Genomic DNA, 20,732 nt, shown 5'->3' with positions numbered 1-20,732 from the left:
CCGCCCGGTCCCGGACGCCCTCCTGCGGGGGCCGCAACCTTTCTGGAGAGTCATGTCCCGTCGCCTGTTCACCTCGGAGTCCGTGACCGAAGGACACCCCGACAAGATCGCGGACCGCATCAGCGACACCATCCTGGACGCCCTGCTGGAGCAGGACCCCGCCTCCCGTGTCGCGGTGGAGACCCTGATCACCACCGGCCAGGTGCACATCGCCGGCGAGGTCACCACCTCCGCCTACGCCCCGATCGCCCAGCTGGTGCGCGACGCCATCCTCGACATCGGCTACGACTCCTCGGCCAAGGGCTTCGACGGGGCCTCCTGCGGGGTGTCGGTGTCCATCGGCGCGCAGTCGCCCGACATCGCCCAGGGCGTGGACACCGCCTACGAATCCCGCGTCCACAAGAGCACCCCGGGGGAGCAGGAAGACGCACTGGAGCGCCAGGGCGCCGGCGACCAGGGCCTGATGTTCGGCTACGCCACCGACGAGACACCCAACCTGATGCCGCTGCCGATCGAGCTGGCCCACCGGCTCTCCCGCCGCCTGACCCAGGTCCGCAAGGACGGCACCGTCCCCTACCTGCGCCCCGACGGCAAGACCCAGGTCACCATCGAGTACGACGGCGAGACCGCGGTCCGTCTGGACACCGTGGTCGTCTCCACCCAGCACGCCGCCGACATCGACCTGGACAACCTCCTCACGCCCGACATCCGCGAAGAGGTCGTCGAACACGTCCTGGGCCGCCTCGCCGAGGAGGGCATCAAACTGGAGACGGCCGGCTACCGCCTGCTGGTCAACCCCACCGGACGCTTCGAGATCGGCGGCCCGATGGGCGACGCCGGCCTGACCGGACGCAAGATCATCATCGACACCTACGGAGGCATGGCCCGCCACGGCGGCGGCGCCTTCTCCGGCAAGGACCCCTCCAAGGTGGACCGTTCGGCCGCCTACGCGATGCGCTGGGTGGCCAAGAACGTCGTCGCGGCCGGCCTGGCCTCCCGGTGCGAGGTCCAGGTCGCCTACGCGATCGGCAAGGCCGAACCGGTCGGACTGTTCGTGGAGACCTTCAACACCCACACCGTCGACGTCCGCACCATCCAAAGGGCCGTCACCGAGGTCTTCGACCTGCGCCCGGCCGCCATCATCCGCGACCTGGCCCTGCTGCGCCCCATCTACGCCCAGACGGCCGCCTACGGCCACTTCGGCCGCGAGCTGCCCGACTTCACCTGGGAGCGCACCGACCGCGCCCAGCAGCTCAGGGCAGCCGCGGGTCTGTGACCTCGCCCCCCTTCCTCCCACGGCCGGGCCCGCGGCGGTCGCGGCCGGCGCCGCACCACCGGTGACCAGCGACCGAAGCCACCCAAGGAGTTCCCGTGCGCATCGCGGTGACAGGATCCATAGCCACCGACCATCTGATGGTCTTCCCCGGACGGTTCGCCGACCAGCTGCTGCCCGGACAGCTCGCCCACCTCTCGCTCTCCTTCCTCGTCGACCGTCTCGAGATACGCCGCGGCGGCGTCGCCGCCAACGTCGCCTACGGACTCGGCGGCTTCGGCCTCTCCCCGCTCCTGGTGGGCGCGGTCGGCGCGGACTTCGCCGAGTACGAGGTGTGGCTGAAGGAACACGGCGTGGACACCGCGGGCGTGCGCGTGTGCCCCGAGCTGCAGACGGCCCGGTTCCTGTGCGTCAGCGACCAGGACGCCAACCAGATCGCCGCGTTCTACGCCGGCGCGATGGCCCGGGCCCGCGACATCGACCTGGCCCCCCTGCTCACCGGCCCCGAACCCCCCGGCCTGGTCCTGGTCTCACCCGACGACCCGCCGGCGATGCTGCGCCACACCGCCGCCTGCCGCGCCGCCGGCACCGCCTTCGCCGCCGACCCCTCCCAGCAGCTGGCCCGCCTGGACGGCGAGCAGGCCCGCGCGCTGACCCGGGGCGCCACCTGGCTGTTCACCAACGAGTACGAGGCCGCGCTGCTCGAGGAGCGCACCGGCCGCAGCCACGAGGAGGTCCTCGCCTCCACCGGCACCTGGATCACCACCCTGGGCGCCCGCGGCGTACGGCTCGAACGGCACGGGCAGCGCCCGCTCGTCGTGCCCGCCGTGACCGCCGCCGCGCCCGCCGACCCGACCGGCGCCGGTGACGCCTTCCGCGCCGGATTCCTGGCCGCCGTCAGCCACGGGGCACCCCTGCAAGCCGCGGCCCGGCTGGGCAACGCGCTGGCCGCGACGGCCCTGGCCGCGGTGGGCTCGCAGTCCTACGACACCGACCCGGCCGCGCTGGCCGCCCTCGTCGAGCAGACCTACGGCGCCGCGGCCCTCGCACCGCTCGCCCCCCTCCTGGGAGGCCGGCCGTGAGCGCCGATGCCCGGGCCCGCACCGCCGCCCTGCGCGAGGCCTTCGCCACCCGTGTGGTGGTCGCCGACGGCGCGATGGGCACCATGCTCCAGGCCCAGGAGCCCACACTCGAGGACTTCGAGCAGCTGGAGGGCTGCAACGAGATCCTCAACGTCACCCGCCCCGACATCGTGCGCTCGGTGCACGAGGAGTACTTCGCCGCGGGCGTCGACTGCGTCGAGACCAACACCTTCGGCGCCAACCACGCCGCCCTGGGCGAGTACGACATCGCCCACCGCGTCCACGAACTGTCCGAGGCCGGCGCCCGCATCGCCCGCGAGAGCGCCGACGCCTTCGCCGCCCGCGACGGCCGCACCCGCTGGGTCCTCGGCTCGATCGGCCCCGGCACCAAACTGCCCACCCTGGGCCACGCCCCCTTCACCGTCCTGCGCGACGCCTACCAGCAAAACGCCGAAGGCCTCATCGCCGGCGGCGCCGACGCCCTGATCGTGGAGACCACCCAGGACCTGCTCCAGACCAAGGCCTCCGTACTGGGCGCCCGCCGCGCCCTGGACGCACTCGGCCACGACCTGCCGCTCATCGTGTCGGTCACCGTCGAGACGACCGGCACCATGCTGCTCGGCTCCGAGATCGGCGCCGCGCTGACCGCCCTGGAACCCCTCGGCATCGACATGATCGGCCTGAACTGCGCCACCGGCCCCGCCGAGATGAGCGAGCACCTGCGCTACCTCGCCCGCCACGCCCGGATCCAGCTGTCCTGCATGCCCAACGCCGGCCTGCCGGTCCTGGGCAAGGACGGCGCCCACTACCCGCTGGGCGCACCGGAACTGGCCGACGCCCAGGAGAACTTCGTCCGCGACTACGGCCTGTCCCTGGTCGGCGGCTGCTGCGGGACGACCCCCGAACACCTGCGCCAGGTCGCCGACCGGGTACGCGGCCTGACCCCGCCCGCCCGCCGGCCGCACCCCGAACCCGCAGCCGCCTCGCTCTACCAGAGCGTGGCGTTCCGCCAGGACACCGCCTACATGGCGATCGGTGAGCGCACCAACGCCAACGGGTCGAAGAAGTTCCGCGAGGCCATGCTGGAGGGCCGCTGGGACGACTGCGTGGAGATGGCCCGCGACCAGATCCGCGAAGGCGCCCACATGCTCGACCTGTGCGTCGACTACGTGGGCCGCGACGGCGTCGCCGACATGCAGGAACTGGCCGCACGCTTCGCGACCGCCTCCACCTTGCCGATCGTGCTGGACTCCACCGAGGTCGACGTACTGCGCGCGGGCCTGGAAAAGCTCGGCGGGCGCGCCGTCATCAACTCCGTCAACTACGAGGACGGCGACGGCCCCGACTCCCGCTTCGCGCAGGTGACCCGCCTCGCCCGGGAGCACGGCGCCGCACTGATCGCGCTGACGATCGACGAGGAGGGCCAGGCGCGCACGGTCGAGGCGAAGGTGGCCATCGCCGAGCGCCTCATCGACGACCTGACGGGCAACTGGGGCATCCTCGAGTCCGACATCCTCATCGACTGTCTGACGTTCACGATCTGCACCGGCCAGGAGGAGTCCCGGGGGGACGGCATCGCCACGATCGAGGCGATCCGCGAGCTCAAGCGCCGCCGGCCCGACGTGCAGACCACCCTGGGCCTGTCGAACATCTCCTTCGGTCTGAACCCGGCCGCGCGGATCCTGCTGAACTCGGTGTTCCTGGACGAGTGCGTCAAGGCCGGCCTGGACTCGGCGATCGTGCACGCCTCGAAGATCCTGCCGATCGCCCGTTTCAGCGAGGAGGAGGTCGCCACCGCCCTGGACCTCGTTTACGACCGCCGCCGCGAGGGCTACGACCCGCTCCAGAAGCTGATGGCGCTCTTCGAGGGCGCGACCACGAAGTCCCTGAAGGCGGGCAAGGCCGAGGAACTGGCCGCGCTGCCGCTGGAGGAGCGGCTCAAGCGGCGCATCATCGACGGCGAGAAGAACGGCCTCGAACAGGACCTCGCGCAGGCCCTCCGGAGCCGCCCGGCCCTGGACATCGTCAACGACACCCTCCTGGACGGCATGAAGGTCGTCGGCGAGCTGTTCGGCTCCGGGCAGATGCAGCTGCCGTTCGTCCTCCAGTCCGCCGAGGTCATGAAGAGCGCGGTCGCCTACCTCGAACCGCACATGGAGAAGTCGGACGCCGAGGGCAAGGGCACCATCGTGCTGGCCACCGTGCGCGGCGACGTCCACGACATCGGCAAGAACCTCGTCGACATCATCCTGTCCAACAACGGCTACAACGTCGTCAACCTCGGCATCAAGCAGCCGGTCTCCGCGATCCTGGAAGCCGCCGAGGAACACCGGGCCGACGTCATCGGCATGTCCGGACTCCTCGTCAAATCCACCGTGATCATGAAAGAGAACCTCCAGGAGCTCAACTCCCGCGACCTCGCCGCCCGTTACCCCGTCATCCTCGGCGGCGCCGCTCTCACCCGCGCCTACGTCGAACAGGACCTGCACGAGATCTACGACGGCGAGGTCCGCTACGCCCGCGACGCCTTCGAGGGCCTGCGCCTCATGGACGCCCTCATCGCCGTCAAACGCGGCGTGCCCGGCGCGAAGCTGCCCGAACTCAAGCAGCGCCGCGTCAGAACCACCCCCACCCCCACCCCCACCCCCGCCCCCGCCGGGAGCACCGAGCGCGGCCGCTCCGACGTCGCCACCGACAACCCGGTCCCGGCCCCGCCGTTCTGGGGCACCCGCATCGTCAAGGGCATCCCGCTCAAGGAATACGCCTCCTGGCTCGACGAGGACGCCCTCTTCAAGGGCCAGTGGGGACTGAAACAGACCCGCAGCGGCGACGGCCCCACCTACGCCGACCTCGTCGAGACCGAGGGCCGGCCCCGGCTGCGCGGGCTGCTGGACCGGCTCCAGACCGACAACCTCCTCGAAGCCGCCGTCGTCCACGGCTACTTCCGCTGCGTCTCCAAGGACGAGGACCTGATCCTGCTGGACGACAACGGCAGCGAACTGACCCGCTTCACCTTCCCCCGCCAGCAGCGCGGCCGCCGGCTGTGCCTGGCCGACTTCTTCCGCCCCGAGGAGTCCGGGCAGACCGACGTCGTCGGCCTCCAGGTCGTCACCGTCGGCTCCCGCATCGGCGAGGAGACAGCCAAGCTCTTCGCCGCCGACTCCTACCGCGACTACCTCGAACTGCACGGCCTGTCCGTGCAGCTCGCCGAAGCGCTCGCCGAGTACTGGCACGCCCGCGTGCGCGCCGAACTCGGCATCGCCGGCGGCGACCCCGAGGCCCTTCAGGCGATGCTGCGCACCGAGTACCAGGGCTGCCGCTACTCGCTCGGCTACCCCGCCTGCCCCGACCTGGAGGACCGCGCCAAGATCGCCGCCCTGCTGCGGCCCGAACGCATCGGCGTCCACCTGTCCGAGGAGTTCCAGCTGCACCCCGAGCAGTCGACCGACGCGATCGTCCTGCACCACCCCGAAGCGGGCTACTTCAACGCCGGAGGCCGGCCATGACCACCGTGCGCGACCTCCTCGACCAGGGCACGCCCACGTTCTCCTTCGAGTTCTTCCCGCCCAGGACCCCCCAGGGGGCACGGACCCTGTGGGAGGCGATCCGCCGCATCGAAGCGCTGGCCCCCTCCTTCGTCTCCGTCACCTACGGGGCCGGCGGCTCCTCCCGCGAGCGCACCGTCGAGGTCACCAAGCGGATCGCCACCGAGACCACCCTGCGGCCCGTCGCCCACCTCACCGCCGTCGGCCACTCGGTCGCCGAACTGCGCCACATCATCGGCCAGTACGCCGACGCCGGCGTCCGCGACGTCCTCGCCCTGCGCGGCGACCCGCCCGGCGACCCCAACGCCCCCTGGATCCCCCACCCCGACGGCCTCACCCACGCCGACGAACTGGTGCGCCTGGTCAAGGAGTCGGGCCAGTTCGGCGTCGGGGTGGCCGCCTTCCCCGAACGCCACCCGCGCTCCGCCGACTGGGACAGCGAGATCCGCCACTTCGTCGCCAAGTGCCGCGCCGGCGCCGACTACGCCGTCACCCAGATGTTCTTCCGCGTCGAGGACTACCTGCGGCTGCGCGACCGGGTCACCGCCGCGGGCTGCGACACCCCGATCATCCCGGAGATCATGCCCGCCACCGACGTCCGCCAGATCGCCCGGTTCGCCCAGCTCAGCGGCGCCGCCTTCCCCGAGGACCTCGCCCACCGCCTCGACGCCGCACGCGACAACCCCGCCGACGGGCACCGCATCGGTGTCGAGCACGCCACCGCCATGGCGTGCCGGCTCCTCGCCGAAGGCGCCCCCGGACTGCACTACATCACGCTCAACCGCTCCACGGCGACGCTCGAAATCCACCGCAACGTGACGAACTCAAGGAGTGCCCAGCATGCCCTCGCAGCCCAGCGCTGACTTCACGGACTTCAAGGTCGCCGACCTCTCCCTGGCCGCCTTCGGCCGCAAGGAGATCACCCTCGCCGAGCACGAGATGCCCGGCCTCATGTCGATCCGCGAGGAGTACGCCCAGGCCCGGCCCCTGGCCGGCGCCCGCATCACCGGCTCCCTGCACATGACCGTCCAGACGGCCGTCCTCATCGAGACCCTCACCGCCCTGGGCGCCGAGGTCCGCTGGGTGTCCTGCAACATCTTCTCCACCCAGGACCACGCGGCCGCCGCCGTCGCCGTCGGCCCGAACGGCACCCCCGAACACCCCAGCGGCATCCCCGTCTTCGCCTGGAAGGGCGAGACCCTCGAGGAATACTGGTGGTGCACCGAGCAGGCCCTGACCTGGCCCGGCCACAGCGGCCCGAACATGATCCTCGACGACGGCGGCGACGCCACCCTCCTGGTCCACAAGGGCGTCGAATACGCCAAGAGCGGGCAGCTCCCGGCCGCCGACAACGAGGAACTGGCCGTGGTGCGGGCCCTGCTGGAGAACAGCCCCCTGGACTGGACCCGGCTCGCCGCCGAGATCCGCGGCGTCACCGAGGAGACCACCACCGGCGTGCACCGCCTCTACGAGATGCAGCGCGACGGCGTCCTGCTGTTCCCCGCGATCAACGTCAACGACGCGGTGACCAAGTCGAAGTTCGACAACAAGTACGGCTGCCGGCACTCCCTCATCGACGGCATCAACCGCGCCACCGACGTCCTCATCGGCGGCAAGACCGCCGTCGTCTTCGGCTACGGCGACGTCGGCAAGGGCTGCGCGGAGTCGCTGCGCGGCCAGGGCGCCCGCGTCATCGTCACCGAGATCGACCCGATCTGCGCGCTCCAGGCGGCGATGGACGGCTACCAGGTCACCACCTTGGACGAGGTCGTCGAGACCGCCGACCTCTTCATCACCACCACCGGCAACAAGGACATCATCCTGGCCTCGGACATGGCGCGGATGAAGCACCAGGCCATCATCGGCAACATCGGCCACTTCGACAACGAGATCGACATGGCCGGCCTGGCCCGCACCCCCGGCATCGTCAAGGACGAGGTCAAGCCGCAGGTCCACACCTGGACGTTCCCCGACGGCAAGGTCCTCATCGTGCTCTCCGAGGGCCGCCTGCTCAACCTCGGCAACGCCACCGGCCACCCCTCGTTCGTGATGTCCAACTCCTTCGCCGACCAGACCCTCGCCCAGATCGAGCTGTTCACCAAGCCCACCGAATACCCCACGGGCGTCTACACCCTGCCCAAGCACCTCGACGAGAAGGTCGCCCGCCTCCACCTGGACGCCCTCGGCGTCAAGCTCACCCGCCTGCGCCCCGAGCAGGCCGCCTACATCGGCGTCGCCGCCGACGGCCCCTACAAGCCCGACCACTACCGCTACTGACCCCGCCCGCCCCCCCCGCGAAGACCCCGGGCCTGCGGCCTGCGGCCGTAACGGCACCACCTCCGGCGCGCTGCACACCTGTTGCAGCGCGCCTCGCCATGTTGCCCCCCGCACGGGCGCCGTGCCTGCCCGCCCGCCGGCCGGCCGGGGGCGAAAACAGCACGGGCGTGCGCCATGCCTGCTCGACCGGTCCACGAGTGAACCTTGTCAGTCTCTGTAGCGACGACGACCTGAGCTGTGGAGGTGCAGACATGATTCGGGTACTGCGTGGCGGCCTGCGGCTGATCGAGCGCTGGCTGCGAAGTGCGGGGCGCGCCCTGGCGACCCTGGGAGCCGTCTACGTCGGCCCCCAGGCACTCCAGGCCATCGACACCGCCCCGGCCCCCTCACGCTCCACCAGGCGCCTGGTGCGCTACACCCAGGCCCGCTTCCGGGTCCTGCCGCCGGGCGTCGGAGGCCCGCCGCCCGCCCACCCCGAGCGGCTGCGCGGCGATGCCCCGCTGTCCCCCCAGGAAGAACTCCTCGCCCGCGAACTGTGGCCGGCCTACACCCCCACCCGCGACGCCGGCTGACCCCGGCCCCACCCGGGGGAGGGGCCCGGCCCCGCTCGCCCCCCCCGGGTGGGGCCACACGAGTTTGCTCACCAGGGAGGGATTTCGCGTGCCAGATCGCGGCAGCGCGGGAGGCCGGCTCGTATTGCCGAGGTCACCAGCGCGCCCGTGGCCCCTCCCGGTATGCCATCAGTGGTGTATGCTGCTGACGTAATAATTGCAGATGAGGGGCGTTCGCGGCCTGGAAGATCGTCGTCGTTGAGCCGGCTCTTTCGTGGCTTCACGCCCTGCGCCGCACTGACCGCGACACCCTGATCCAGGTCAGCCAGGCTGTCACCGCCCTTCAGGAGGAAGGTCCCGCGCTGGGCCGGCCTCTGGTCGACACGATCAAGGGCTCGGCGCTGTCGAACCTCAAGGAACTCCGCCCCGGTTCGGCAGGTGCAACGGAAGTACGGTTGCTTTTCGTGTTCGACCCGGACCGCCAGGCCGTGATCCTGGTCGGTGGTGACAAGGCGGGCAACTGGTCCGGCTGGTACCGGGTCGCGGTGCCTCAGGCGGAGCAGGCATACGCGGAACATCTGAAGCGAATCGGTGGAGAGGACGGGGCACGATGACAGATCACCTCAAGGACCCGCAGGCCGTCTCCTGGGCGGACCTGGCCGAGGACTTCGCCTTCACCGATGCCGAAAAGGATCAGATTCGGCAAGGAGCCCAGGCGATGATCCTGGCCTCCCGTGTGCACCGCCTCGCCGAGCTGCGGAAACGGCAGCACACCACACAGGTCCAGGTTGCCGAAGCCATGGGCGTCACCCAGGCCCGCGTCTCCCGCATCGAGAAGGGCCAACTGGAACGCAGCGAGGTCGACACCCTCGCCGCCTACGTCAAGGCGCTCGGCGGCAAGCTGAAGATCGTCGCGGACTTCGGTGACGAGACCTACGTCCTCGGCTGACCTGATCGCCCGCGAACGGTGAAGGCCCGCCGGCCGTGCTCTGGGACGATCGCGTGGTGAGCGATACGACGGTGGCGGCCGTGGAGGCTGTCGAGTCCCACGTCCGGGCGTTCTTCCACGGACACCGCGTGGAGAGCGTCGAGCACGACCTCGGGCCGCAGCGGCGCGCGGTGATGCCCTCGCTGAGGGTTCTTGTCGTGGGCCCCGGCCCCCGCAGCGAAGGCTGGGCCTATGTGAGCGCCGGATGCTGGGCGGCGGGGGAGAAGGACGGTCACGGACTCGAGTTCGTCATGACCGCTCACGTCCGCGACCAGCGGTTCATCGAGCTCATGGCGATGCTCGCCGCCTACCACTGCGCAGGACATCGGCTCGGCCTGGAGCACAGCATGCCGATCGGCGCACCGTGGGTGCCGGGGTCGGCCTGCGATCACGTGCTGATCAGCCTGCCCTACCTCCACGGACCGGGCCTCGAACACTGCCCCGTTGCCGGGGGCCACGCCCGCATCCTGTGGGCGCTGCCCGTGACGACGGCCGAGACCGAGTTCCGCAGGCGTCACGGGCACGAGGCGTTGGAGCGGCTCTTCGACGAGGCGGAGATCAACCCCCTCGATCCGTTCAGGGCGTCGGCCGCCTGAGCTGGCGTCCCGCGCCGTCGCGGCACGCCGCCCGCGGCCCCCCGGGCGGGGGTCTCGGTTCAGGCGGTGGCCGGGGCGGCGTGGTACTCCTCGTCGGTGACGGGGTCCAGCCAGTGCACGACGGCGTGGTCGTGGTCGCCCTCGTTGATGGCCACGTGGACCATCAGCCGGTTCGGGGCGGCGCCGTGCCAGTGCTCCTCGCCGGCCTCGAACAGGACGCGGTCGCCGGGCCGGATGACCTCCACCGGTCCGCCGCGGCGCTGGCACAGCCCGACGCCCTCGGTGACGAAGACGCTCTGGCCCAGCGGGTGGCGGTGCCAGTGGGTGCGCGCGCCGGGCATGAAGTGCACCAGGGCGGCGGTGACCCGGGAGGGGGCGGGAGCCGCGGCGACGGCGTCGATGTAGACGTCGCCGGTGAACCAGTCGGCCGGGCCCTTGACGGTGTCGATCGAACTGCGGGTGATCTGCACGGTTGTGCTCCTTCGGACGCGGGGCGGGCGGGTCAGGGGGTGAGGAGGGCCTTGACGGCGCGGCGCTCGTCCATCGCCCGGTAGCCCTCGGCGACCTGCTCCAGGGGCAAGGTGAGGTCGAAGACCCGGCCGGGGTCGATGCGGCGGGTCAGGACGCGGTCGATCAGGTCGGGCAGGTAGCGGCGGACGGGGGCGGGGCCGCCGCGCAGGCCGACGTGGGAGAAGAACAGCTCCTGCCCGTCGACGGCGACGTCGTGGGGGACGCCGACGAAGCCGACGCTGCCGCCGGGCCGCGCCGAGTGCAGCGCCTGCCGCATGGCCTCGGCGGTGCCGACGCACTCGAGGACGGAGCCCGCGCCGATCCCGCCGGTCAGTTCCTTGATCCGCTCGATGCCCTCCTCGCCGCGCTCGGCGACGATGTCCGTGGCGCCGAACGCGCGGGCGAGCCTCTGGCGGGATTCGTGCCGTGACATGACGATGATCCGCTCGGCGCCCTTCTCCTTCGCGGCGATCACCGCGCACAGGCCGACCGCGCCGTCTCCGACGACCACGGCGGTCGAGCCGGGCCCGACCTCGGCGGCGTCGGCGGCCCACCAGCCGGTGCCCATCACGTCGGACACGGCCAGCAGAGCCGGCCACATCTCCCGCTCCGGTACCTCCTCGGTGGCGACCAGGGTGCCCTGGGCGTGCGGGATGCGCACGTACTCGGCCTGGCAGGTCGACATGAACTCGCGGTGCAGGCAGTTCGACTGGAAGCCGTTTCGGCAGTTCGCACAGGTGTTGTCGGAGGTGGCGAAGGAGCCGACGACGAACTGGCCCGGCGTGAGCGAGGTGACCGCGGAGCCCACCTCCTCCACGAAGCCGACGTACTCGTGGCCCATCGGGTGCGGGCCGCCGACCGGCTCGGCACCGCGGTAGGGCCACAGGTCCGAGCCGCACACACAGGTCACGGCCGTACGGATGACCGCGTCGGTGGGGTGGAGGATCTTCGGGTCGTCCAGGGTCTCGAAGCGGATGTCGCCGGGGGCGTGGATCACTGCGCCGCGCATGGTCGGGTTCCTTCTCGTGCCGGGGCGGGACACCGGGGGTCCGGGGCCGTCGCCGGGTGCGGGGGGCCGGGTGCGCGCCCGCCGTGACGGCCGGGCGAGGAGCACCGTGCCTTCCAGACAACCCCCACCCGGCGCCCGCAGCGAGGCACCGTCAAGGGGTGTACCGGCAGTACATCCCTGGGGCGGCGGGCAGGACGTACCGTCGAAGGCATGGACAACCAGGCAGAGGTCCGCGAGTTCCTGACCTCGCGGCGCGCGAAGATCAGCCCCGAGCGGGCGGGGCTGCCGGCCGGCACCCGCCGGCGGGTGCCCGGTCTGCGCCGCAGCGAGGTCGCCGCGCTCGCCGACATGAGCGTGGAGTACTACGCCAAGCTCGAGCGCGGAAACCTCGCCGGGGCCTCCCCGGCCGTCCTCGAAGCCGTCGCCCGCGCCCTGCGGCTCGACGACGCCGAACGCGCCCACCTGATGAACCTCGCGCAGGCCGCCGACGGCTCCGACGCCCTCACCCGGCCCCGCCGGCGCACCGCCCGCACCTGGAGTGCCCACCGCAGCCTGCAATGGGTGCTGGACGCCGTCACCGCCGGCCCGGCCTTCGTCCGCAACGGCCGCATGGACATCCTCGCCACCAACCGGCTCGCCCGCGCCTTCTACGACGACGTCTACGCCACGCCCGCCAACCAGGCCAACCTGGCCCGCTTCCAGTTCCTCGACCCCGCCTCGCGCCGCTTCTACCCCGACTGGGACCTGGCCGCCGACATGGCCGTCGCCATCCTGCGCACCGAGGCCGGCCGCAACCCCCACGACAAGGACCTGCACGACCTGGTCGGTGAACTGTCCACCCGCAGCGACGACTTCCGCACCCGCTGGGGCGCGCACAACGTCCGCCGCCACGGCACCGGCACCAAGAACTTCCACCACGCGGCCGTCGGCGACCTCACCCTCGCCTACGAGGGCCTGGAGATGACCGCCGAGCCCGGACTCACCCTCACCGTCTACACCGCCGAACCCGCCTCGCCCTCCGACGAGGGCCTGCGCCTGCTCGCCTCCTGGACCGCCACCCCCCGGACCCCCGCCCCCGCCCCTGCCCCCCAGTCGGGTGAGTGACGCTCCTGGTCGCCGCGCTGATCGCCCTGCGGGTCCGGGAACGGGTCCGAGCCCCTCGGCCGGGGCTGAGGGGCTCACCGGTGGCGGGCGGCGGGGCGTGCGGGTGCCGGTGTCGGCCGGTGCGGGCGGGGGAGGAGCTCGGTGCCGTGGGGGTGTCAGGGGTTCACCATTCGATGAGGGCGAAGCTCGCGGCCATGCCGCCGCCGAAGCCGGCCAGCAGGATCAGCTCGCCGGGGCGGAAGGCGCCCTGGCGCACGGCCGCGTCCAAGGTGATGGGGATGGAGGCGGCGCCGGTGTTGCCGTAGTGCGTGACCGTGCGGTGCATGGTGGCCCGCGGCAGCGACAGGTCCGCGAACACCTCGTCGAGCATCACGCCGTTGGCCTGGTGCGGGACGAAGTGGCTGATGTCCTGGGACTCGACACCGGCCTCGTGCAGGAACCCCTTGACCAGCTGCGGCAGTTCCTCCACCACGAACCGGCGCACCTCGCGCCCGTCCATCGCGAAGTACTGCAACCCGGCGTCCAGCCCGTCGTGGTCCAGCGGCAGCCGGCTGCCGCCCGCGGGCACCTGGATCAGGTCCGACAGCGCGCCGAAGGAGTGCAGGGCGACATGGCGCACCAGCGGGCCCCGGCCGGTGGGGCCCAGCACCATCGCGCCGGCGCCGTCACCGAACAGGATGACCGTCTTGCGGTCGGCCGGGTCGAGGATCCGCGAGTACACGTCCGCGCCGATGACCAGGGCGTAGCCGCCGCGCCGCAGGACGATGCTGCCGACCGCGGACAGCGCGAACACCGTGCCCGAGCACACCGCGTTGACGTCGAAGGCCGCGGTGCCCGACGCGCCGAGGTTGCGCTGGACGTAGGCCGCCGTCGGCGGCTGGGGCCGGTCGGGGGTGGAGGTGGCGACCGCGATCACCGACAGCTGCTCGGCGGTGATGCCGGCCGCCTGCATCGCCGCCCGCGCCGCGGCCGTGGCCAGGTCGGACGTGGCCTGCTCCGGGGCGGCCCAGCGCCGTTCACGGATCGAGGTCTTGCGGGTGATCCACGCGTCGTCGACCCCGGCCGGCGCCCCCACCTCGTCGTTGGAGACGATCCGGTCGGGCACACAGGCGCCCGTACCGAGGATCCTGACGTCTTTCATCGGGCTGCCCGTACCGAGGATCGTCACGTCGTCCATGCGGCTGCCCTCCTCTTCACCTGGTCTTGGATGGCTCGTCTCGAACAGGGCCGCCCGGCAGGCGGACACCCCCCCGCGTGCAACGAAGGAGCAGGGGGTGCCCGCCTGCCGGTGCGGGCCCGGGCGGTTGCTAGCGCCGCTGGTAGAGGCGCTTGTGGCCGCTGATCCCGGCCAGCCGGAACGGGCCGGTGGTCTGCTGCGGGGTGGCGTGGTCGCCGCCGTCGGCGGGGAACTTGAACTCGTGCAGCTCGCGGTAGCCGGCGTAGTCCAGCGGGGTGCGCCGGCTGATCGCCTCCTGGTTGGCGCCGGTGCGCAGGTGCTCGCGGTAGCCGGCCACGACCGTCCCGGCGAAGAACTCCGCGACGCTTCCCGAGCCGTAGCTGAGGAACGCCACCGGCCGCCCGCTGAGGTCGTCGGCCTGGTCCAGCAGCGCGGCCAGACCCAGGTACACCGAGGCGGTGTAGCTGTTGCCGATGACGGTGTTGTAGGCGGTGGTCTGCCCGAGCGCGCGGGCGATGTCGCCGGGGTCGGTGTCGTAGCCGCAGTAGTTCAGCAGGTGCCGGTGGGCCTTGTAGGCCATCTTCGTGAACGGCTGGTGATAGCAGAACGCGGCGAACTCCCCGAGCGGGCGGCCGCCCTGCTCGCTGTAGTCCTTCCAGGTGCCTTCCGCGGCCTGGAGGTAGGCGCCGATGGACTCCTGCCCGTCGACCAGGGCGGTGTCGCGGTAGTTGGGCCGCCAGAAGTCCATCACGTCGGCGGTGAACAGGCCCGAGGGGTCCTCGATGCGCACCAGCGCGGGGTCGACGCTGACCAGCATGGCCACCGCCGCCGCACCCTGGGTGGCCTCACCGGGGCTGTCCAGGTCGTACTTGGAGACGTCGCTGGCGATGACCAGGACCTGCTGGGCGGGGTCGCGCTGCACCAGGCCGATGGCGAACTGCAGGCCGGCCGTCGCCCCGTAGCAGGCCTGCTTGAGCTCGACGACCCGCGTCGCCGACGACAGCCCCAGCAGCGAATGCACGTACACGCCCGCCGACTTGGCCTGGTCGATGGAGGACTCGGTGGCGAAGACGACCGTGCGGATGCGGTCCGTGCCGTGCCGGGCGATGATCGGCGCGGCGGCCGCCGCACCCATGGTGACGATGTCCTCGTCGGCGGCGGGCACACTCATCGACTCCTGGCCGATGCCCACGTGGTACTTGCCGATCTCGGTGCCGTTGTGCGCGGCGAGCGTCGTGTGCTCCAGGACGAACTCGCCCGTCGCGAGGGACAGATCGTGGATCCCGATGGAGAGGGACATGTCTCATACACCAGCCTTTGCGGTCGTGTTGTCGCGTTCGAGTTGGACGTGCGCACGCATGAGCTCACCGGGGTTGGTCTGCGCCGCGAGCAGCGACAGCTCCCCGCACAGCACGGTGGCGGCGGCCAGGACGGCCAGGCGGCGGGCGTTCTCGCCGGGCGCGCGGTCCTCGCGGCAGCCGAGCCGGGTCAGGTTCGTCTCCACGAAGGCCAGGCCCTTGCCGTTGCCGACGCTGCCCACGATCAGGTTCGGCAGGGTGCAGGAGAAGTACAGGTCGCCGTCGCGGTCCTCGGCCATGACGACGCCCTGGGAGCCTTCGACGATGTTGGCCGCGTCCTGCCCGGTGGCCAGGTAGAAGGCGAGCAGCATGTTGGCGTAGTGGGCGTTGGCGGAGCGGATCCCGCCGGCCAGCAGCGTGCCGAGGAGGTTCTTGCGGATGTTCAGCTCGACGATCTTGGCGGCGGTGGTGTGCAGGACGGAGGCCACCACCTCGCGCGGCACGAGCAGTTCGGTGACGACGTTCTTGCCGCGGCCCAGGATGCCGTTGATGGCGGTGGCCTTCTTGTCGGTGCAGTAGTTCGCCGAGATCGATCCGTAGCTGATGCCCTCCACGGTCTGGAGCAGGTGCGCCAGCAGCGCGTCGGAGGCGAGGGTGGCCATGTTGTGCCCGGAGGCGTCGCCGGTGGAGAACTCGAAGCGCAGGAACAGCAGGTTGGCGGTGATCTCGTGGCGGATGCCGATCAGCTGGGCGAAGCGGCTGCAACCGCGCACCACCTCGCGCAGTTCGTCGATACGGGCCTCGACCGTGCGGGCGGCGGCCAGCGCGGTCGCCGCGTCGGTGGCCTCGACGAGGACCGAGCGGGTCATCCGCTCGTCGACGAGGGTGGCCACGATGCCCTTCTCGGCGAGGCGGGAGACCTTCGCGCCGCGGCCCACCGAGGGCCACAGCGGTGACTCGTAGGTGGCCAGCGGCACATGGATCTCGGTGTCGGCGACGTTGCCCGTGATACGCAGGGGGCCCACCCACCGCATCGGGACGCTGGCGATCGCGTGTGTGTCAGTCATCGGGTGCTTCCCGTCATCTCGTGGAGGGCGTCGATGGAGCTGGAGCGCTGGGCGAGCCGGCGGGTGTCGACGCCCCGGTCGGCGCAGAAGTCGCGCAGCGCGCCGTGGATCAGCACGTCGCAGCGGGTGAGGTCGGCCGGGGTGGGTGCGCCGAGCATGGTCTGAAGAGCCGCCAGCTGGTCCAGCCAGGACGTCAGCTGGGCGACCAGGGCATCCACGCCGCCGTCGAGGAGGGTGCGCAGGAACCCCCCGGAGGAGCCGACCGCGTGGGCGCCCAGGGCCAGCGCGCGGGCCACGTCCAGGGGGTGGCGCACGCCGCCGGAGGCCAGCAGCGGCAGGCCGCTGTCCTGGGCGTCCAGCAGACAGGCGGCCGTGGACTGCCCCCAGTCGTGCAGGTAGGCGTAGTCGGCCCGGTCACGGCGGCCGTTCTCGATGCGGGCGAAGTCCGTGCCGCCGCGGCCGCTGACGTCGGCCGCCCGCACGCCCAGGCCGGGCAGCGCCAGGACCGTCTGCCGGCTCAGCCCGTTGCCGACCTCCTTGACGATGACGGGGACGTCGACGGCGGCCGCGATCGCCTCGATCTGCGCCGCCCACGAGCCGAAGGAGCGGTCGCCCTCCGGCATGGGCGTCTCCTGCGCGGTGTTGAGGTGGATCTGAAGGGCGTCCGCCTCGATCAGGTCGATGGCGCGCCGTACGTCCTCGACGCGGGCGGTGGCGTTGACGTTGGCCATGACGAACCCGCCGGGGTTCTCCTCGCGCAGCACCCGGAAGGTGCCCGCGCAGGAGGGGTCCTTGAAGTAGGCGTGCATGGAGCCCGAGGCGATGGCCACCCCCGTCTCGCGGGCGGCGACGGCCAGATCACGGTTGATGGCGCCGGTCTTGACGCTGCCGCCGGTCATCGCGTTGATGTAGAGCGGCGCCTGCCAGGTGATGCCGGCGAAGGCGGTGGCCAGCGACACCTGCGGCCGGTCGATGCCGGCCAGGGCGTGGTGGACGAAGGACACCTCGTCGAACTGGTTGCGTCCGCTGTGCGCGTGCTGCTGCTCCATGGCGAGCCGGACGTGGTCGTCCTTGCGCTGAGCGCTACTCATGTGGGAATCCCTTCCAGGGCGGGAGCGACCGGCAGCGCAAGCACCCCGGCCGCGGCCCACCGTTTCCGTACGTGTGCCAGGTCGTGCCGGGCGAGGGCGTCCAGCAGCGCGATGCCGCAGTCGCCGCCTCCGGCCCCCGAGGGTTTGGCGGCGCCGCCCTGGTCGTCGGCGGCGTCGCACAGGGCCCGCAGCGCGGGGGTGAAGATGCCCAGGCCCACTTCGCCGTCCAGGCGCTCCAGTTCGGTGCGGGCGCGGCGGATCTGGTGCAGCAGGCCGGGGCCGTCGCCGGTCTCCAGGGCGTCGATGCAGGCCTGCACGATGTGGGCGCTGGTGCGCACGAACGCGCGGTGCGAGGCGCTGCCCCGCCAGGACCGCCGGTGCAGACCGGCGACCAGGGCGGGGGTGGAGGCCGGCCGGCCGGTCCAGCCGACCTCCAGGCGCAGGCCGGCGGGCGGGGGCAGCCGGCGCACCGCGAGGTGCGGCCAGGGGGTGCGCAGTGCCGCTTCGACACCTCGGGTGCGGGCCAGGTCCAGGGCGGCGGCACGGTCGGGACAGCGGTAGGCGATCCAGCCGCCGAAGGTGCTGGCGGCCAGGTCACCGCCGGAGCCCTTGACGTCGATACGGGCCGAGGCCAGCAGGGACAGCCGGAAGAGGTCCTGCTCGCTCAGCTCCAGGCCGCAGGCGGTGGCCACGGCGTTCACCGTGGCCACCGTGACCGCGCCGCTGGAGCCCAGCCCGTACTTGGTGCCGCCGGTGTGCAGGGTGCTGGTGATCGACAGGTCCAGAGCGGGCAGCGGCAGACCGTGTTCGGCCAGCAGCGCGCCCACCGTCTCGATCGCGGACAGCACGGGGGAGGGCGTCTCGCCGTCCTCGGTCAGCCGCCCGTCGTGCCAGGTGCGGCGCAGCGGCGCGGCGAGGTCGGAGGTGACGACGACGCCGGTGGCGGACGCGGGGGAGGCGGCGCGGGCGGTGACGGTGATGTAGCGGTCGACGGCGACCAGGACGGCCGTGTTGCCGGGGTCGACCACCGCGTACTCGCCCGCGACGAACAGCTTGCCCGGGGCGCGCCGCACGGCCGTGCGGGGCCAGGTCACGGCCGCTCCCCGGGCAGCAGACGGGCACCCGGGCCGGGCCGGGCGATGTGCACGGGCCGGCCAGGAGCGGCGTCGCGCACGGCGGCGGCCACCCGGTCGGCGTCCTTGCTGCGGCACAGCACCTTGACGTTGGGCCCGGCGTCCATGGTGACGTAGGCGGCCGTGCCGTCGCGGCGCAGTTGCAGCACCGCGTCCAGGACCCGCAGCGAGGCCGGCGACATGTACCGCACCGCGGGGCGGGCCGCCAGCATGGTGGCGTGCATGCCGAGCGCGTTGCGTTCGGCGATCTCACCGACCGCGTCCAGGTCCCCGGCGTCCAGGGCGGTACGCATGTCGGCCAGGTCGGCCGCGCTGGAGCGCGCCCACGGCTCGTACAGCGGTGACGTCGCCACGGTGCGGCGCATGGCCTCACGGCTGGAGACGGTCTTGGCACCCGCGTCGACGACGGCGACGACCAGCGCCGGGTCCAGCCGCGCCGAGGCGTGCACCGCCTCGGCGTACGAGCTCAGGTCCGCCTGCGCGGGCGTCCCGCCGCGCAGCCCGGCGTGCCAGACGGCGAACCCGCCGAACACCGACCGCGAGGCCGACCCCGAACCGCGCCGGGCCAGCCGCGACAGCGCGGTGGCGTCCAGGTCCAGCCCGTACGCGGCGGCCGCGGCGACGGCCAGCGCGGCGAACCCGCTGGCCGAGGACGCCAGACCCGCCCCGGTGGGCACGGTGTTGACGGTGTCGACGACGGCCCGCACCTCGCGCGCGGCCCTCTCCCGCACCAGCTCCAGGAACGCAACGATCCGCCGGTGGGCCTCCGCCGGGGCGGGGGCGCCGTTGAAGGTGACGCTGTCGTGCCCCGCCCCGGGCGCCAGCGCCACACGGGTGGTGGTGGGGAAGATGTCCAGCGTCATCGACAGGCTGTCGGTGCGCGGCAGGAACAGCCGCTCGTCGCTCTTGCCCCAGTACTTGATCAGCGCGATGTTCGGGTGCGCGAGCGCGGTGGCCGCCTGGGCCTGCTGCTCCCGGCGCTCTTGCGCCGGCGCGGTGGGTTCAGTGCGCATGGCCGCTCTGCCTCCTCAGCGGGACGACCCAGGTCTGCACGGCGCCCGCCTCGTGGAGCTGCGCGGTGACCTGGCGTGCCTGTTCGGGCCGGGTCAGGGCCAGGACACAGCCGCCCAGACCACCGCCGGTGATCTTGGCGCCGAGGCTGCCCGCCGCCAGCGCGGCCGCCACCATCGCGTCGATCCGGGCGGTGCTCAGACCGGCCGCGCGCAGCAGCTCGTGATAGTGCGTCAGCTGCGAGCCGACCTCTTCCGCCTCGCCGTCGGCCAGCGCGAGGCGGGAGCGTCCGACCAGCTCCGTGGCCCGGCCCAGGAACCGCTCGCGCGCCCCGGCCTCCCGCTCGAAACTGTGGCGCAGGCGTTCGACGGCCTCCTTGGTGCTGCCGGCCGTGCCGCTGTCGGCGATGATGAACAGCGCCTCGCAGCCGATGCCCAGCGGCCGGGCCCTGCCCTGGCGGAACAGCAGCGGCGCCGACGCGCCGACCGTCATGGCGTCGACGCCGCTGGCCCGGCCGTGGGTGACGTTCTCGGCCGTCTGCACCAGCTCGAAGGCGGCGCTCTCGCTCAGTTCACGGCCGAAGAGATCGGCCAGCGCCAAGATGATCGCCCGCGAGTTCGCGGCACTGGAGCCCAGCCCCCGCCCGGGCGGGACGGCCCCGTCGAGGATCACGTCGAGATGCGGGCCGCCGGTGATGCCCATCCGCGCCTTGAACGCGGCGGTCAGCCGGCGCAGACCCTCGGAGGCCTGCGTCACCACCGTCCGGGAGGCGGAACCGGTCATGGTGAACGACAACTCGCCCTGCGCGTCCCGGCCGCGCGAAGACCATCCGGCACTCGCCGTCGCCGTCAGCTGCGGGATCGGCAGGGCCAGCGCGGGCGCCCCGTACACCACCGCGTGCTCTCCCAGCAGGATGGCCTTGGCATGGGCGCGGCCGATGCCGACCGAGTGGGCCCCCCGGTCCTGCGCCACCCCCTCCACTGAGGTCGGTAGAGTCAACGCACTCAGCTCCCCTTGTCT

19 protein-coding genes are annotated in these 20,732 nt (G+C 72.3%); 10 read left to right on the top strand and 9 right to left on the bottom strand.

Going from position 1 to position 20,732, the window contains the following annotated elements; genetic code table 11:
* Nucleotides 1-52 precede the first annotated feature (52 nt).
* The 9 genes from metK (at nt 53) to Saso_RS37845 (ending at nt 10,312) form a co-directional block, all read left to right on the top strand.
* Nucleotides 53-1,276, top strand: coding sequence for a methionine adenosyltransferase (metK, locus tag Saso_RS37885; protein WP_189928720.1), 1,224 nt, complete (start codon nt 53-55; stop codon nt 1,274-1,276).
* 95 nt (nt 1,277-1,371) lie between these two features.
* Nucleotides 1,372-2,355 carry a carbohydrate kinase family protein gene (locus Saso_RS37880; RefSeq protein WP_189928719.1) on the top strand — a complete coding sequence of 328 codons (984 nt, stop codon included), beginning with the start codon at nt 1,372-1,374 and terminating at the stop codon, nt 2,353-2,355.
* Between the two features lie 74 nt (nt 2,356-2,429).
* The gene (gene metH, locus Saso_RS37875; RefSeq protein ID WP_230426634.1) at nt 2,430-5,861 is read left to right on the top strand and encodes a methionine synthase; all 3,432 of its coding nucleotides are present in this window, start codon (nt 2,430-2,432) and stop codon (nt 5,859-5,861) included.
* On the top strand, nt 5,858-6,763 hold the full coding sequence (gene metF / locus Saso_RS37870; protein WP_189927306.1) for a methylenetetrahydrofolate reductase [NAD(P)H]: 906 nt from the start codon (nt 5,858-5,860) through the stop codon (nt 6,761-6,763). The genes metH and metF overlap by 4 nt, the downstream gene beginning before the upstream one ends.
* Entirely contained in the window at nt 6,741-8,177 is a 1,437-nt protein-coding gene (gene ahcY, locus Saso_RS37865) for an adenosylhomocysteinase (RefSeq protein ID WP_189927305.1), read from the top strand. The genes metF and ahcY overlap by 23 nt, the downstream gene beginning before the upstream one ends.
* Nucleotides 8,178-8,428: 251 nt before the next feature.
* A complete protein-coding gene (locus Saso_RS37860; RefSeq protein ID WP_189927304.1) occupies nt 8,429-8,749 on the top strand; it encodes a DUF6059 family protein in 321 nt (106 codons plus the stop codon).
* A gap of 227 nt (nt 8,750-8,976) precedes the next feature.
* Nucleotides 8,977-9,342 carry a type II toxin-antitoxin system RelE/ParE family toxin gene (locus Saso_RS37855; protein WP_189927334.1) on the top strand — a complete coding sequence of 122 codons (366 nt, stop codon included), beginning with the start codon at nt 8,977-8,979 and terminating at the stop codon, nt 9,340-9,342.
* Nucleotides 9,339-9,677, top strand: a complete 339-nt coding sequence (locus Saso_RS37850) for an XRE family transcriptional regulator (RefSeq protein ID WP_189927303.1) — start codon at nt 9,339-9,341, stop codon at nt 9,675-9,677. The genes Saso_RS37855 and Saso_RS37850 overlap by 4 nt, the downstream gene beginning before the upstream one ends.
* Before the next feature lie 56 nt (nt 9,678-9,733).
* A complete protein-coding gene (locus tag Saso_RS37845; protein WP_189927302.1) occupies nt 9,734-10,312 on the top strand; it encodes a suppressor of fused domain protein in 579 nt (192 codons plus the stop codon).
* Between the two features lie 59 nt (nt 10,313-10,371).
* Here Saso_RS37845 and Saso_RS37840 read toward each other — a convergent pair whose 3' ends face one another.
* Both Saso_RS37840 and Saso_RS37835 read right to left on the bottom strand, forming a co-directional pair.
* Entirely contained in the window at nt 10,372-10,782 is a 411-nt protein-coding gene (locus Saso_RS37840; protein ID WP_189927301.1) for a (R)-mandelonitrile lyase, read from the bottom strand.
* Nucleotides 10,783-10,814: 32 nt separating this feature from the next.
* Nucleotides 10,815-11,831, bottom strand: coding sequence for a zinc-dependent alcohol dehydrogenase family protein (locus Saso_RS37835; RefSeq protein WP_189927300.1), 1,017 nt, complete (start codon nt 11,829-11,831; stop codon nt 10,815-10,817).
* A gap of 210 nt (nt 11,832-12,041) precedes the next feature.
* Between Saso_RS37835 and Saso_RS37830 the strand changes: the two genes are divergently transcribed.
* Nucleotides 12,042-12,935, top strand: a complete 894-nt coding sequence (locus Saso_RS37830) for a helix-turn-helix transcriptional regulator (protein WP_189927299.1) — start codon at nt 12,042-12,044, stop codon at nt 12,933-12,935.
* 163 nt (nt 12,936-13,098) lie between these two features.
* Here the strand turns inward: Saso_RS37830 and Saso_RS37825 are convergent, their stop codons facing one another.
* From Saso_RS37825 to mvk, 7 genes are all read right to left on the bottom strand, one after another.
* Nucleotides 13,099-14,076, bottom strand: a complete 978-nt coding sequence (locus Saso_RS37825) for a 3-oxoacyl-ACP synthase III family protein (protein ID WP_189927333.1) — start codon at nt 14,074-14,076, stop codon at nt 13,099-13,101.
* Between the two features lie 166 nt (nt 14,077-14,242).
* Entirely contained in the window at nt 14,243-15,412 is a 1,170-nt protein-coding gene (locus Saso_RS37820) for a hydroxymethylglutaryl-CoA synthase (protein ID WP_189927298.1), read from the bottom strand.
* 3 nt (nt 15,413-15,415) lie between these two features.
* Nucleotides 15,416-16,477: a hydroxymethylglutaryl-CoA reductase gene (locus tag Saso_RS37815; RefSeq protein ID WP_189927297.1), complete on the bottom strand. Its 1,062-nt coding sequence runs from the start codon at nt 16,475-16,477 to the stop codon at nt 15,416-15,418.
* Nucleotides 16,474-17,568 carry a type 2 isopentenyl-diphosphate Delta-isomerase gene (gene fni / locus Saso_RS37810; protein WP_189927296.1) on the bottom strand — a complete coding sequence of 365 codons (1,095 nt, stop codon included), beginning with the start codon at nt 17,566-17,568 and terminating at the stop codon, nt 16,474-16,476. Before fni ends, Saso_RS37815 begins: the two co-directional genes overlap by 4 nt.
* Nucleotides 17,565-18,662, bottom strand: a complete 1,098-nt coding sequence (locus Saso_RS37805) for a phosphomevalonate kinase (RefSeq protein WP_189927295.1) — start codon at nt 18,660-18,662, stop codon at nt 17,565-17,567. The genes fni and Saso_RS37805 overlap by 4 nt, the downstream gene beginning before the upstream one ends.
* Entirely contained in the window at nt 18,659-19,714 is a 1,056-nt protein-coding gene (gene mvaD / locus Saso_RS37800; RefSeq protein ID WP_189927294.1) for a diphosphomevalonate decarboxylase, read from the bottom strand. The genes Saso_RS37805 and mvaD overlap by 4 nt, the downstream gene beginning before the upstream one ends.
* Nucleotides 19,704-20,711: a mevalonate kinase gene (gene mvk / locus Saso_RS37795; RefSeq protein ID WP_229901523.1), complete on the bottom strand. Its 1,008-nt coding sequence runs from the start codon at nt 20,709-20,711 to the stop codon at nt 19,704-19,706. The genes mvaD and mvk overlap by 11 nt, the downstream gene beginning before the upstream one ends.
* Between the last annotated feature and the right edge of the window lie 21 nt (nt 20,712-20,732).

It is taken from the genome of Streptomyces asoensis (assembly GCF_016860545.1).
In the GTDB taxonomy this organism is placed as follows: Bacteria; Actinomycetota; Actinomycetes; order Streptomycetales; family Streptomycetaceae; genus Streptomyces; species Streptomyces asoensis.
This window is presented reverse-complemented; position numbering and strand designations above follow the sequence as displayed.